Origin of the sequence: Pseudomonas monsensis (assembly GCF_014268495.2) — a bacterium.
Classification (GTDB): domain Bacteria; phylum Pseudomonadota; class Gammaproteobacteria; order Pseudomonadales; family Pseudomonadaceae; genus Aquipseudomonas; species Aquipseudomonas monsensis.
In genome coordinates this window covers 4545001-4558070 of record NZ_CP077087.1, presented here as the reverse complement: position 1 = coordinate 4558070, position 13070 = coordinate 4545001, and the positions used below count along the sequence as shown (strand labels likewise).

General features: G+C 59.5%; 14 protein-coding genes. 6 read left to right on the top strand and 8 right to left on the bottom strand.

Annotated elements, in window-relative coordinates:
- Positions 1-64 precede the first annotated feature (64 nt).
- On the top strand, positions 65-418 hold the full coding sequence (locus HV782_RS20010; RefSeq protein WP_123466389.1) for an antibiotic biosynthesis monooxygenase: 354 nt from the start codon (positions 65-67) through the stop codon (positions 416-418).
- Here the strand turns inward: HV782_RS20010 and HV782_RS20005 are convergent.
- The 4 genes from HV782_RS20005 to msuE are packed head-to-tail and all read right to left on the bottom strand — an operon-like array spanning position 415 to position 4488.
- Entirely contained in the window at positions 415-1518 is a 1104-nt protein-coding gene (locus HV782_RS20005; RefSeq protein ID WP_186746368.1) for a sigma-54 interaction domain-containing protein, read from the bottom strand. The two genes, HV782_RS20010 and HV782_RS20005, sit on opposite strands and share 4 nt — an antisense overlap.
- Positions 1519-1542: 24 nt before the next feature.
- On the bottom strand, positions 1543-2730 hold the full coding sequence (locus HV782_RS20000; protein WP_186746366.1) for an acyl-CoA dehydrogenase family protein: 1188 nt from the start codon (positions 2728-2730) through the stop codon (positions 1543-1545).
- Between the two features lie 44 nt (positions 2731-2774).
- Positions 2775-3914: an FMNH2-dependent alkanesulfonate monooxygenase gene (gene ssuD, locus HV782_RS19995; RefSeq protein WP_186746364.1), complete on the bottom strand. Its 1140-nt coding sequence runs from the start codon at positions 3912-3914 to the stop codon at positions 2775-2777.
- A 10-nt stretch (positions 3915-3924) separates the two neighbouring features.
- A complete protein-coding gene (gene msuE / locus HV782_RS19990) occupies positions 3925-4488 on the bottom strand; it encodes an FMN reductase (RefSeq protein ID WP_186746362.1) in 564 nt (187 codons plus the stop codon).
- 388 nt (positions 4489-4876) lie between these two features.
- Between msuE and HV782_RS19985 the strand changes: the two genes are divergently transcribed.
- From HV782_RS19985 to HV782_RS19970, 4 genes are all read left to right on the top strand, one after another.
- A complete protein-coding gene (locus tag HV782_RS19985; RefSeq protein WP_186746360.1) occupies positions 4877-5146 on the top strand; it encodes a hypothetical protein in 270 nt (89 codons plus the stop codon).
- A gap of 100 nt (positions 5147-5246) precedes the next feature.
- Positions 5247-5861 (top strand): LysE family translocator, encoded by a 615-nt coding sequence (locus HV782_RS19980; RefSeq protein ID WP_186746358.1) that lies wholly within the window; start codon positions 5247-5249, stop codon positions 5859-5861.
- Positions 5862-6066: 205 nt separating this feature from the next.
- Positions 6067-7233, top strand: coding sequence for an aminotransferase class V-fold PLP-dependent enzyme (locus tag HV782_RS19975; protein ID WP_123466374.1), 1167 nt, complete (start codon positions 6067-6069; stop codon positions 7231-7233).
- Positions 7234-7287: 54 nt separating this feature from the next.
- Positions 7288-9096, top strand: a complete 1809-nt coding sequence (locus HV782_RS19970) for an aminopeptidase P family protein (RefSeq protein WP_186746355.1) — start codon at positions 7288-7290, stop codon at positions 9094-9096.
- A 49-nt stretch (positions 9097-9145) separates the two neighbouring features.
- On the opposite strand, the gene HV782_RS19965 is transcribed toward HV782_RS19970, so the two are convergent.
- Positions 9146-9742, bottom strand: a complete 597-nt coding sequence (locus HV782_RS19965; protein WP_186746353.1) for a 2-hydroxychromene-2-carboxylate isomerase — start codon at positions 9740-9742, stop codon at positions 9146-9148.
- Positions 9743-9778: 36 nt separating this feature from the next.
- Positions 9779-10507: an SDR family oxidoreductase gene (locus HV782_RS19960; RefSeq protein WP_123466368.1), complete on the bottom strand. Its 729-nt coding sequence runs from the start codon at positions 10505-10507 to the stop codon at positions 9779-9781.
- Positions 10508-10596: 89 nt separating this feature from the next.
- Between HV782_RS19960 and HV782_RS19955 the strand changes: the two genes are divergently transcribed.
- The gene (locus HV782_RS19955; RefSeq protein WP_186746351.1) at positions 10597-11160 is read left to right on the top strand and encodes a TetR/AcrR family transcriptional regulator; all 564 of its coding nucleotides are present in this window, start codon (positions 10597-10599) and stop codon (positions 11158-11160) included.
- A gap of 1 nt (position 11161) precedes the next feature.
- On the opposite strand, the gene HV782_RS19950 is transcribed toward HV782_RS19955, so the two are convergent.
- Together HV782_RS19950 and rhtA are read right to left on the bottom strand one after the other, a co-directional pair.
- Positions 11162-11443 carry a hypothetical protein gene (locus tag HV782_RS19950; RefSeq protein ID WP_123466364.1) on the bottom strand — a complete coding sequence of 94 codons (282 nt, stop codon included), beginning with the start codon at positions 11441-11443 and terminating at the stop codon, positions 11162-11164.
- A gap of 166 nt (positions 11444-11609) precedes the next feature.
- Entirely contained in the window at positions 11610-12497 is an 888-nt protein-coding gene (rhtA, locus tag HV782_RS19945) for a threonine/homoserine exporter RhtA (protein WP_128615674.1), read from the bottom strand.
- Positions 12498-13070: the final 573 nt, after the last annotated feature.

Sequence of the window (13070 nt, the reverse complement as noted above, 5' to 3'; positions counted from 1 at the left end):
TAGAGGTTTTACCCTGCAGGCCTTCGAGTCGCAAGATTCGTCTAACGCCGAGTGGGGGCTTTCCATGAAAAACCGCAGCTTTACCCAATTGATCGAATTTGAAATCGAACCCCGTCAGCAACCGGCTCTGGTCAGCGCGCTGTCGGTGCAGACCGAACGCCTGGCCCAGCGTTACGACGGTTTCGTCAGCGCCAGTGTGCAGGCCAGCGACGATGGCCGGCGTGTGCTGAGCTTTCTGCAATGGCAGAGTCGTGAGGCGGGAGAGGCCGCGTTTCGCAGTTTCGAAAGCGGCGAGCAAGACTTCTGGCAACTGATCCACGCCCATCACGCGCGGACCATCACGTTCAACTCCTTCCAGGTGCTGAGCAGCATTGCCCGCAGTCACGACGATGCGCTGCACTGCAACCTGGTTGGCTAGATCGACAACTGGATCAAACGCTCACCTTGCAGGTTCTCGCTATGTCGCCGCTTGTTCACCGCCAGTTCACCGATCTTGATCAGGCGCGTGCGCGTGACGTTGCGGCTCAGACCGAGCAGCGCCGCCGTATGCACCTGGTTGTAATGGCAGAAGCGATAAGCGGCGCGCAGCAAGGCGTCTTCGACTTTTTCGTGCAACGCACCGGCCTGTTGCGCGAAGAGTTTTTCAAAGGCTTGTTCCAGCAAGGCTTCCGGTGAATCGTCGGCACTGCTGTGGTGATCGTCCGGTCGCTCGATGCGCAGGTTTGACAGGCGCAGATCATCACGCTCGATCACGCCGTTGCGGCAGATCAACAAGGTGTGATGGATGACGTTTTCCAGCTCGCGGATGTTGCCCGGCCAGCCGTAGGCGCGCAGTTTGTGCTCGGCGCCGGGGCTGATACTGACGCGGCCGTAACCCAGACGCTGGCTGTAGGCCTCGATGAAATGCCGGGTCAGCGGCAGGATATCGCCGGGCCGTTCGCGCAACGGACTCAGTTCCAGATTGACCACATTGAGCCGGTAATACAGATCTTCGCGAAAGTTGCCGGCATTAATGGCCTTCTCCAGTTGCACGTTGGTGGCCGCCAGCACCCGCACGTCGATGGGAATGCTCTTGCGCGAACCGAGGCGCACCACCTCGCGCTCCTGCAACACGCGCAACAACTTCACCTGAATCGCCATCGGCAGATCGCCGATTTCGTCAAGGAACAAGGTGCCGCCATCAGCTTCCTCGAACCACCCGGCCTTGGCGCTCAGGGCGCCGGTGAACGCGCCTTTTTCGTGACCGAACAATTCGGCTTCCACCAGCGATTCGGAAAACGCTCCGCAATTGACGGCGATGAATGGACGATGACGGCGATGGCTCAGGTTATGAATATGCCGCGCCACCAGTTCCTTGCCGGTGCCGGTCTCGCCGATGATCAGCACGCTGGCCTCGCTCGGCGCGACCTGTTGCAGGTGCGCGAGCAATGCCTGGGATTTCGGGTCTTCGAACACCTGCGCGGTAGCGCGAATCGACGTCGCCAGGGCGGGTGAGGGCGGTAGGGTCAGCAGTTGCATGGGCGCGTCCTTATAGAGGCAGGATCAGGAATAGAACGTCGGCACTGGCAGGGACTGGTTCAGCGCCCAGTCGCCCAACTCGTGGAGTTTGTAATCCAGCGGGTCGTGCAGGGTTTGCGTACGCAGGTTGCGCCAGTGGCGGTCGAGGCGCAGCGAGGCATGGGTGGACCGCGCGCCGGTCACCTCGAACAGACGGCTGCAGATCTCCAGGCTCTGGCGGCTGGCCGCGACTTTGGCCGTGGCAATCGCGGTGGCGACATGGCCGCGCTCTTCAGCGCTGAGGCTCGTACCCTTGGCCCACGCGGCATCGAGCAATGCCGCGGCGCGCTCGACCAGCAGGCGGATGCCTTCCAGGGCGACCCAGAATTCGCCGTAATGGGCGAGCACGTAAGGATCTTCGCGCACATCGCGGGCCGACGATTTGTGCCACAGCCGGGTTTCCTTGAGGGTGTAGTGCCGCGCTTCCTCGAAAGCGCCTTCGGCGATGCCGAGAAACATGTGGGTGAAGGTCAGTTGCGCGATCAACGGCCGCAGGCAGGCGAACGGTGTGCTCAGCGGGCCGGGATCGAGGAGCAATTCCGACTCCTCGACCCGCACCCGTTCGAACGTGGCGCTGCCGCTGTCGGTCTGGCGCTGGCCGATGTTGTTCCAGTCATCGTGCAGGGTGATGCCACTGCGCCCGCTGGGGATCGCTGCGATCAGCAACTTGCCGCCGGCGTTTTCATCCACCGCCGAGGCGATCAGCATCTGCGAGTCGCTGGCGCCGGAGCAGAAGCTTTTCTTCCCGGAAAACTCGCGCCAGCCGCCGAGATCCTTGACCACGGTGCGGGTGTCGAGGGGATTGAGCGCATTGCCCCAGAACCAGTTCTGCCGCGCCGTCTGTTCGAACCAGGGTTGCCATTGTTCCGGGCGGGAAAACAGGCGCACGGTGGCGAGCATCAAGTGATGAAAACCGAAGACGTGGGCGATGGAGCTGTCGACCTTGGCGAACTCGCGCACGATCTGCAGGGTTTCGCTCCAGCTCGCGCCGAGGCCGCCGTAGCGAACGGGAATGCTCAGGGCCAGCAGGCCACTGTCGCGCAGGGCATCGCGCTCAGCCTTCGGCGTGCCTCCACGTTCGTCGCGCTCGACGGCTGTCAGGGCAAATTCGGCGGCCAGTTGGCGGGCGGTCTGAAGTGGGGAAAGCAGGGTACTTTGCGGTTTGGCAGTCACACGGTGTTCCTCGAAATCGATTGCAGTCCCTCTGTGGGCGCGGGTCAGGACTTGGTGGGCAGCACATCATTGGCGATCATTTCGCCAAACGGCCCGGTGAGGTTGGTCACGCCGCGCCCGGCCAGGCTCGCGTAAGGTTCCGGCAACAGTGGGAACACCAGTTCGGCAAAACGGTAAGCCTCTTCCAGGTGCGGATAACCGGAAAAGATAAAACTCTCGATGCCCAGGTCCGCGTATTCCTTGATCCGCGTCGCCACTTGTTGCGGATCGCCGACCAGCGCGGTACCGGCACCGCCGCGCACCAGACCGACACCGGCCCACAGGTTTGGCGCGATTTCGAGGTTGTCGCGACGGCCATCGTGCAAAGCCGCCATGCGCCGCTGACCCTCGGAGTCGAAACGCGAGAAGGATTTCTGCGCGGCTTCAATGGTTTCGTCACTGATGTGTTCAATCAGCTTGTCCGCGGCTTTCCACGCCTCTTCGGCGGTCTCGCGCACGATCACATGCAGGCGAATGCCGAACTTGACCTTGCGTCCGTGCCGCGCGGCGCGCTCGCGCACATCAGCCAGTTTTTCCGCGACGGCGGCGGGTGGTTCACCCCAGGTCAGGTAGACATCGACCTGTTCGGCGGCCAGGTCATGGGCCGCGTCGGACGAACCGCCGAAGTACAGCGGCGGGTAAGGTTTCTGCACCGGTGGGTACAGCGCTTTGGCGTTCTGCACTTTCAGGTGCTTGCCCTCGAAATCCACCGCCTCACCTCGCAACACCCGGCGCCAGATTTGCAGGAATTCGTCAGTGACTTCATAGCGTTCGCTGTGACTGAGGAAACTGCCGTCACCACGGTTCTCATCCGGGTCGCCACCGGTCACGACGTTGATCAACAGGCGGCCGTTGGACAGTCGGTCCAGCGTTGCCGCCATGCGCGCCGAGACAGTGGGTGAAATGATCCCCGGTCGGATCGCCACCAGATAGCGCAGGCGTTCGGTCAAAGGCACCAGCGCCGACGCGATCACCCACGAGTCTTCGCAGGAGCGCCCGGTGGGAATCAACACGCCGTGATAGCCGAGGCTGTCAGCGGCCTGGGCCACTTGTTTCAGATAATTGAGGGTGACCGGGCGGGCGCCTTGTGTCGTGCCCAGATAATGGCCGTCACCGTGGGTCGGCAGGAACCAGAAAACATCCATGAACAGCTCCTTAAGCGATCTTCAGCAACGGTTTGATTTGTGTGGCGAACAGCGGCGCGGCGCGTTCGGCGGCGAGACGGATACGCGCCTTCAGCGGTTCGCTGGTGATCTGGTAATCGACAAAATCGGCCTCGGTGGCATAAACGCCGATCGGCAGGGTGACTGCCTGGAAGAAGCTGAACAGCGGGCGCAACTGGTGATCGAGCACCAGCGCATGGCGTTCGCTGCCACCGGTGGCGGCTAACAGGACGGGGGTGTCGATCAGTGCGTTGAGGTCGATCAGGTCGAACAGATGCTTGAGCAGACCCGGGTAGGACCCGCGATAAACCGGCGCAGCAACAATCAACAGGTCGGCCTGTTCGATGGCGCGCAGTTCGGCCTCGATTTCGGCGCTCAACTCCTGACGCGAAAGGGCGCCGCCGAGCGGACGGGCGATGTCGCCGAGTTCGATCAGATGACTCTCGATCGACAAATGCCCGGCCAGTTCGGCGAGCAGCGCCTGGGTCAGCACCAGGGTACGGGACGGACGCCAGGTGCCGCCGGAGAGGGCGACGACTTTCAGGGGACGCGACATGTTCAGTTCCTTTTTCAACAGTTGCTCAACGAGCAGTGAGTAAGTCACCGGACTTGAGCAAACGCTGTACCAATTCCTGGAGAGCCCGGTTTAAGGGGCGTTGAGCGTTATCGTGATGATCTGCTGTGTGAGTTTCAGGTGGCTTTGTTGAATGACTGTTGGCTAGGCAACAGTTGCTGGAGCAACAGTCGCCAAGGCATGCAGGGATTTATAAAGGCTGTTTGTTATTCCGCAAAAGAACCTTAATTGATATTTATAGAGCTTTCGGAGATATGCGACGCCTCTGTGGATTTTCTGATAGCCACTATTGAGCGTGTTGATTTTTGCGCGAGCGGGGGCGGGCGTAGCCTTTGTCCATCGACTCCGATTGTTCGCCAGGACGCTCCCCATGAATCGCTTACTGACTGTTTCCCTGTTGCTCGCTGTCTCCGTACTCGCCGGTTGTGCCAGCCATGTATCCCCGGAACTGCGCCCCTACACCGCAGAAGAATCCCGAGAACTGGCGATGGAGGCGCTCAATCGCAGCGGCCTGTCCTTCGACGAATACCACGCGAAAAAAGCGCAATTAGTCGGTCAGCCACAGAAGACGCTCGGTTTCGACCAGAAGGGTGAGATGAGCGCCGGGCGTGCCGTACAGTTGCACGGCCGTCCAAGCTGAAAAAAAATTGTACTGCTCGAAATTTTCGCTAACTGTCCGTGGGTTTGCCGCGTCGCGTGGGATAGGGTCAACACCTGAATGACCCTGCCGGATTGCTGCCATGACCCTCTCGCTTGATCTTTTGTTGGGCTTTGCCCTGTTTGCCCTTGTCACCTCGATTACCCCGGGGCCGAATAACACGATGTTGCTGGCATCAGGCGTTAACTTCGGGTTCAACCGCACCATCCCTCATATGCTCGGCATCACCTGTGGATTCTTCGTGCTGGTGCTCGCGGTGGGCTTTGGCCTGGGCGCGGTGTTTCAGACATATCCACTGCTCTACAGCGTTCTGCGTTACGTCGGCGCAGCGTATCTGCTGTACCTGGCCTGGAAAATTGCCCATTCGGGGCCGGTCGCAGACAACGCTGACGGCGAGGCAAAACCGATCAGCTACCTCGGCGCAGCAGCCTTCCAGTGGGTCAATCCCAAGGCATGGATCATGGCCATTGGTGCCATCAGCACTTACACGCCGATGCAGGGTTACTTCACCAATGTCGTGGTCATTGCAGCGGTGTTCGCCATCATCAACCTGCCGAGTGTCGGCCTCTGGGCGGCGTGCGGCACGCTGTTGCGCAATGTGCTGAAGGAGGCGCGCTGGTTGCGCGTGTTCAACTGGGGCATGGCGGCGTTGTTAGTGATCTCGTTGTATCCGTTACTTCTCGAAAGCTTTAGCTGACGCATTGCTTCAACCGCCGGCCCGATGCCTGTTAAGCTCGGCTTCAGGAGCGTTCCTACGCACTTTTAAATGAAGTTGTTCTTCTTTAACGGCATCCGATCAGGTATTGATGACGCTCTCGAACCGACGCGCAGCTCACAAGGCTGCGCTTTGCCGTTTGCAGACACGAGCCTCCTGATCCCGGAACACGCTCTGCGAGTCTTTTATGAACATACGTCCGTTGTATTTCGATTACGCCGCCACCACCCCGGTGGACGAGCGGGTCATCCAGGTGATGATCGAGTGTCTGGGCTTTCACGGTAACTTTGGCAACCCGGCCTCCAGCTCCCACGCCTTCGGCCAGCAGGCCCGGCACACGGTCGAGCAGGCGCGGCGGCAAGTCGCCGAACTGGTCGGCGCCGAGGCCCGGCAGATTGTCTGGACTTCCGGTGCCACTGAATCCAACAACCTCGCCCTCAAGGGTGTCGCCCAGGCTCGCGGCGTGTCCGGCGGTCACCTCATCACCAGTCAGATTGAACACAAGGCCATCCTCGATACCGCCCGCCAGTTGCAGGACGCCGGCATCGCCGTGACTTATCTGGTGCCGGACGCCGATGGCCTGATCACCCCGCAAGCGGTCAGCGAAGCGATGCGCGATGACACCTTTCTGGTGTCGCTGATGCTGGTCAACAATGAACTCGGCACGGTCAACGATGTGCAGGCCATTGGCGAAGTCGTGCGCGGCCGCGAGGCGTTGTTCCATGTCGATGCGGCGCAGGGTGCGGGCAAAGTGAAGATCGACCTGGCGCGCTGGCCGGTCGATTTGATGTCCTTTTCGGCACACAAACTCTATGGCCCCAAGGGCATTGGTGCGTTGTACGTCGGCCCGCGGGCGCAGCAGCGTTTGCAGGCACAGATTCACGGCGGCGGTCACGAGGGCGGCTTGCGCTCCGGCACCCTTGCGACCCATCAGATTGCCGGCATGGGCGCTGCATTCGCCCTGGCTGCAGAAGCATTCGATGAAGAAAAACAGTCCATCGTTGCCCTGCGCGAGCGTCTGCTTGAGCAATTGCTGAGCCTGCCGGGCGTGCGCCTCAATGGCAGCGCCAGCCAACGCATTCCGCATACCTTGAGCCTGACGTTCAGCGAAGGCGAGTTCAACAGCGCGGCGCTGAGTCATTCGATTGCATTCTCTGCGACCTCTGCCTGCAACTCCGCGAGCAACGCACCTTCCCACGTGTTGTTGGCGCTGGGGCATGACGCGCAACTGGCCGCGCGTACCCTTCGCTTGAGCCTCGGCCGTTTCACCACGGCCGAAGATATCGACAAGGCTGTCGAACTGATCAAGACCGCCTGCGCCAGTGCTCCGGCATTCTGGGCGACCGGGCTTTAACCAGCCGCCTGACGGCGACGAACAATAACGATGAAGTGATTAGCAGGAGACATGATGAGTACCCAGACCTCGACCGAAGGATCGGTGCCCCAGCGCCTGGCGCACACCCGTGAACTGATGCGTCGCGAAGGCATACACGCGCTGCTGGTGCCGTCCGCCGACCCGCATTTGTCGGAATATCTGCCGGGTTACTGGCAGGGCCGCCAATGGCTTTCGGGTTTCCACGGATCGGTTGGCACCTTGATTGTCACTCCTGATTTCGCCGGTATCTGGGCCGACAGTCGTTACTGGGAGCAGGCGACCAAGGAACTCACAGGCAGCGGTATCGAGCTGGTCAAATTGCAACCGGGTCAACCGAGCCCGCTGGACTGGCTGGCCGAGCAGACCCCGGAAGGGGGCGTGGTCGCGGTCGACGGTGCGGTCATGGCTGTGGCCTCGGCGCGCACCTTGAGCAGCAAACTCGAGGCGCGTGGCGCCCGTCTGCGTACCGATATCGACCTGTTGAATGACGTCTGGAGCGATCGCCCGAGCCTGCCAAACGCACCGATCTATCAACATCTGCCGCCGCAGGCGACCGTCAGCCGTGGCGAAAAACTCGCCAGGTTGCGCGAAACCTTGGAGGAACGCGGGGCTGACTGGCATTTCATCGCCACCCTCGACGACATCGCCTGGCTGTTCAACCTGCGCGGCGGCGACGTGTCGTTCAACCCGGTTTTTGTTTCGTTTGCGTTGATCAATCAACAGCACGCCACGCTGTTCGTTGCACTGAGCAAAGTCGATGCTGATTTGCGCTCGGTGCTGGAGAAGGATGGCGTGACGCTGCGCGATTACAGCGAAGTCGCCGATGCGATGCGCGCTGTGCCGAGTGGCGCAAGCCTGCTGGTGGACCCGGCGCGAGTCACCTGCGGTTTGCTGGATAACCTCGACAGCGGTGTGAAACTTGTTGAAGGCCTCAACCCGACGACACTGGCCAAGTCGCAAAAGAATGAAGCCGACGCGCAGCACATCCGCAAAGCGATGGAGCAGGACGGTGCCGCGTTGTGTGAGTTCTTCGCCTGGCTGGAATCGGCGTGGGGCCGCGAGCGCATCACCGAACTGACCATCGACGAAAAACTCACCGCAGCCCGTGAACGTCGTCCGGATTATGTATCGCTGAGTTTCAATACCATTGCCGCCTTCAACGCCAATGGCGCGATGCCGCACTATCACGCCACCGCAGAAGAGCACGCGGTGATCGAGGGGGATGGGCTGTTGCTGATCGACTCCGGGGGGCAATACCTGGGCGGCACCACCGATATCACGCGGATGGTGCCGGTCGGTACGCCGACCGAAGAGCAGAAACGCGATTGCACCCGTGTGTTGAAAGGCGTCATCGCATTGTCGCGGGCACATTTTCCGAAAGGCATTCTGTCGCCGCTGCTGGACGCCATCGCCCGTGCACCGATCTGGGCAGAAAGTGTGGATTACGGTCATGGCACCGGTCACGGTGTCGGCTATTTCCTCAATGTTCACGAAGGCCCGCAGGTGATTGCCTATCAGGCGGCGCCCGCTCCGCAGACGGCAATGCAGCCGGGGATGATCACTTCCATCGAGCCCGGCACTTATCGTCCAGGTCGTTGGGGCGTGCGCATCGAAAACCTGGCGATGAACCGCGAGGCCGGGAGTAGCGAGTTCGGCGAGTTCCTCAAGTTTGAAACCTTGACGCTGTGCCCGATCGACACGCGTTGCCTGTTGCCGTCACTGCTGACTCAGGAAGAAAAGCAGTGGTTTAACGCTTACCACGCCGAAGTTCGCGAGCGTTTGAGCCCGCTGCTCGAGGGCCCTGCGCTCGAGTGGCTGAACACCCGCACCGCTGCCATCTGACCGGCTGAAGCTCAGGCGCTGACACCAGCGCCTGAGTCACAGGCTTGGGCTAAAGCTGGCGCAATGCCTGCTCGACAAAGTCCAGACGATCCTGGCCAAAAAACATCTGGTTGCCGATAAACATGGTCGGCGCTCCGAAAACCCCGCGTTTAACGGCGGTTTCGGTATTTTCCTTGAGCGCAGCCTTTACCGTTTCGTCATTGGTCAACGCCAGGACTTCGGCGGGATCGAAGCCGTGCTCGCTCAACAGCGCCGCGACGGTCGCCGGCTCATCGAGAGGACGGCCCTCGACCCACAACGCGTTGAACAGGCAATCGATAAACGCGTGAAAGCGTTCAGGCTGGCGCAACTGGATGCCGGTGACGGCGCGCATCAACATAAGCGTGTTGATCGGAAAGTGCGGATTGAATGTCAACGGCACGCCGTAGCGTTTGGCGTAGCGATCCAGATCCTGAAACATGTAACGGCCTTTGGCCGGAATCATCGCCGGAGAGGCGTTGCCGGTCGCTTTGAACACACCTCCCAGCAACATCGGGATGTAAATCAACTTGCTGTCGGTTTCGGCACACAGTTTCGGTAACTGGGTATAAGCCAGATAAGTGGCCGGGCTCCCTAGGTCGAAATAGAACTCAACGGTTTTACGCATCGTCGCTTCTCTCTATTTATTGTTATGAAGTGGGGCTTACCAGCGCTCGTTCCATGGGCGCAGATCCAGCTCGAATGTCCACGCGTCCCGTGGCTGGTTGTGCAGATACCAGTAATTCTCGGCAATGTGTTCGGGATTGAGTATGCCGTCCTGATCCTTGGTGGCGTATTTTTCGGGGAAGCTGTTGCGGATGAAGTCGGTGTCGATGGCGCCGTCCACCACCACGTGAGCAACGTGGATGTTCATCGGCCCCAACTCCCGCGCCATGCTTTGCGCCAGAGCGCGAATGCCATGCTTGGCACCGGCGAAGGCGGCAAACCCGGAAGCGCCGCGCAGCCCGGCGGTCGCACCGGTGAACAGAATCGTGCCGCGTTGGCGGGTGACCATGCGTTTGGCCACTTCACGGGCATTGAGGAAACCTGAGAAACAGGCCATTTCCCAGATCTTGAAATACTTGCGTGCGGTTTCTTCGAGAATGCTGCAAGGCACATTGGCGCCGATGTTGAAGACGAACGCTTCGATTGGGCCCAAGCGGGTTTCGATGTCTTCAATCAGTGCGATGACGTCTTCTTCCTTGCGCGCATCGCAGGCAAATCCGTGGGCTTCGCCACCTTCGGCATTAATCGCCTCTACCAGTGGCTGCAATTTGTCGGCGCTGCGTCGGGTCAGACAGGCGACGTAACCTTCCCTGGCGAAACGCCTGGCAATGGCGCCGCCCGTCGCATCGCCTGCACCGACCACCAATACGACCTTGTTGTTATTCATGGGGATTCCCTTTAGTAAACGATCGTTAAGTGAACGAACGTTATGCTAGGATCCGGGCAACGTCAAGACGAGCAATTCGGGGCACATTCATGCGTTACTCTGCCAGTCACAAACAGGAAACCCGGGACAAGCTATTGCACAGCAGTGCGCTCTCGGCGAAGCGTTCCGGGTTTTCCACGGTAGGCGTCGATGGCTTGATGAAGGCGATTGGACTGAGTGGCGCGGCGTTCTACAGTCATTTCTCTTCGAAGGATGCGTTGTTTACGGCCATCGTTGAGCGCGAACTGGGTCAAAGCCTGGAGCGCCTGGGCGGGCAGGGCACGCAGGACCGGACGCGACTGGAGCGCTGTCTCAAACACTATTTGAGCATGTCTCATGTTGAGCAGCCCGAGGCCGGCTGCGCGTTGCCGGCGCTGGGCGCGGAAATCGCCCGTTCCGAATTGCAGGTGCGCGAGCAGGCCGAGTTGTGGATCTGTCGGCTGCAGAAAAGCTGGGCGCAAATACTGGAAAGCGACAGCCTCGCGTGGTCGATTCTGTCGCAGTGTGTCGGGGCATTGGTGGTGGCGCGGATGCTGGCCACGCCGGACATTCAGCGCGAAGTGCTGAAGTCCAGCCATGAAGAAATCGGTCGCCAGCTCGCCGGGGAGGGCTGAACTATTTGCAAATGACGATCATGCTGCGGCTGGTATAACCGGCAGGGTTGAGGCCAAACGGATAATCACCCGGCTCTTCTACGGTGTCTCCGGACTTGGCGATGACTTTGTAGCCTTTTGGAGCGCAGGAGTTGGCTGCGCTGGTGTAGCACTTGTCCCAAGAGGACGACAGTCCAGAACAATTGATATGCAGCCCTTTTTTGCCGTGTTTTACCTGGGTCTTCGACGTCGCCGCACAGCCCGCAATCGCGAGTACAGCGATAAGTATCAAAATTCGTTTCATTACCGTCCTTATAGCGGCCGCGAGTCTGACGCTCGGGTCTGCCTGTCTTCGCTTGCGCTCTGAGCGCTTTCAAATCCCTGCTCGAAAAATCCATGTATGGCATCAAGTTAAGGCCTAAACATGGCCTAAATGAGCGCCAATTGCCAGACCTTCGTGAAATCCCGCTTCAATCTGCCGCAATGGCAGGTTTGGCGGCGCTGCCCATGGTCAGGGTGGCGCCGACGGAAGCCAGAATAATGCAGAGGATGGCCATCCATTGTGACAGTGAGAGGTATTCCTGCAGGAATAACAGGCCAGACAAGGCGCCGAATGCAGGCTCGATGCTCATCAACGTACCGAAAGTACGGGCGGGCATGCGCGTGAGTGCAACCATTTCCAGGGTGTAGGGCAGGGCGGTGGACAAGATGGCGACGCCAATGGCGACAGGTATCAGTGACGGTGTCAGCAGCGCAGTGCCGGCATGCACGATACCGATCGGCGCAACAAACAGTGCAGCGATCATTACACCTAGAGCCGCGGTGGTGACGCCGTTGTCAGCCCCAGCCTTTTGACCGAACAGAATATAGAGCGCCCAGCAGACGCCGGCCCCTAACGCATAACCGGCACCCAGCAGATCAATCCCGCTGGAGGTTGCGCCCGTCGGAATCAAGAGCAGCAATCCGATGGCGGCGAGGCCGATCCATAGAAAGTCGATGGCTCGACGCGATGCATAGATGGCAACCGCCAATGGACCGGTGAATTCAAGCGCAACCGCGATTCCCAGCGGCACGGTGCGCAGGGACATATAGAAGAGGAAGTTCATGCCACCCAATGCCATGCCGTAGACGATCACGGTGCGCAATGATCTGGAGGTCAGCCTGGCACGCCATGGGCGCAGCAGTAGCAACATGATTACACTGGCGAAGACTAATCGCAGCGTGGTGGTGCCTTGGGCGCCTACCACCGGGAACATGCTCTTGGCCAAAGACGCGCCGGACTGGATTGACCCCATGGCTATTAACAGCAGGCCAACCGGGAACAGCATTGAGGCAAGAGAGCGAGGTTGGTCATTCATTGCGCGGCATCGTCCAAGGTAAGAGCAGGGTATTGTTGTAGATATTGGGCAATATACTGCGCATTCACTGCGGTGGCGTCTATATATAGGTCGTTTTTTCTTGGAACGATAGAAAAACAGAATTAAGTGTTGACGGCAGATTCTGGAAGTCTATAATTCGCCCCACTTCCGGCGCAGTCGAAACGGAAAACTCCTTGAGATTCAATGAGTTACGCAGTTTTCGACGGTGGCTTGCTTCAGTTCATCGAAGCCTGGAAGGAGTTGGAGATGCCGGTTGATCTGGTGCTTTCAACGGTTCGATCTTCTCGGTCGAAAGCGGAGAAAAAGAGGTGTTGACAACAGCGAGTAACGCTGTAGAATTCGCCTCCCGCTAACGAGAGATCGGAAGCGCAAGTGGTTGAAGTTGTTGAAGAAATCTTCGAAAACTTCTGAAAATAATCACTTGACAGCAAATGAGGCTGCTGTAGAATGCGCGCCTCGGTTGAGACGAAAGATCTTAACCAACCGCTCTTTAACAACTGAATCAAGCAATTCGTGTGGGTGCTTGTGGGGTCAGACTGATAGTCAACAAGA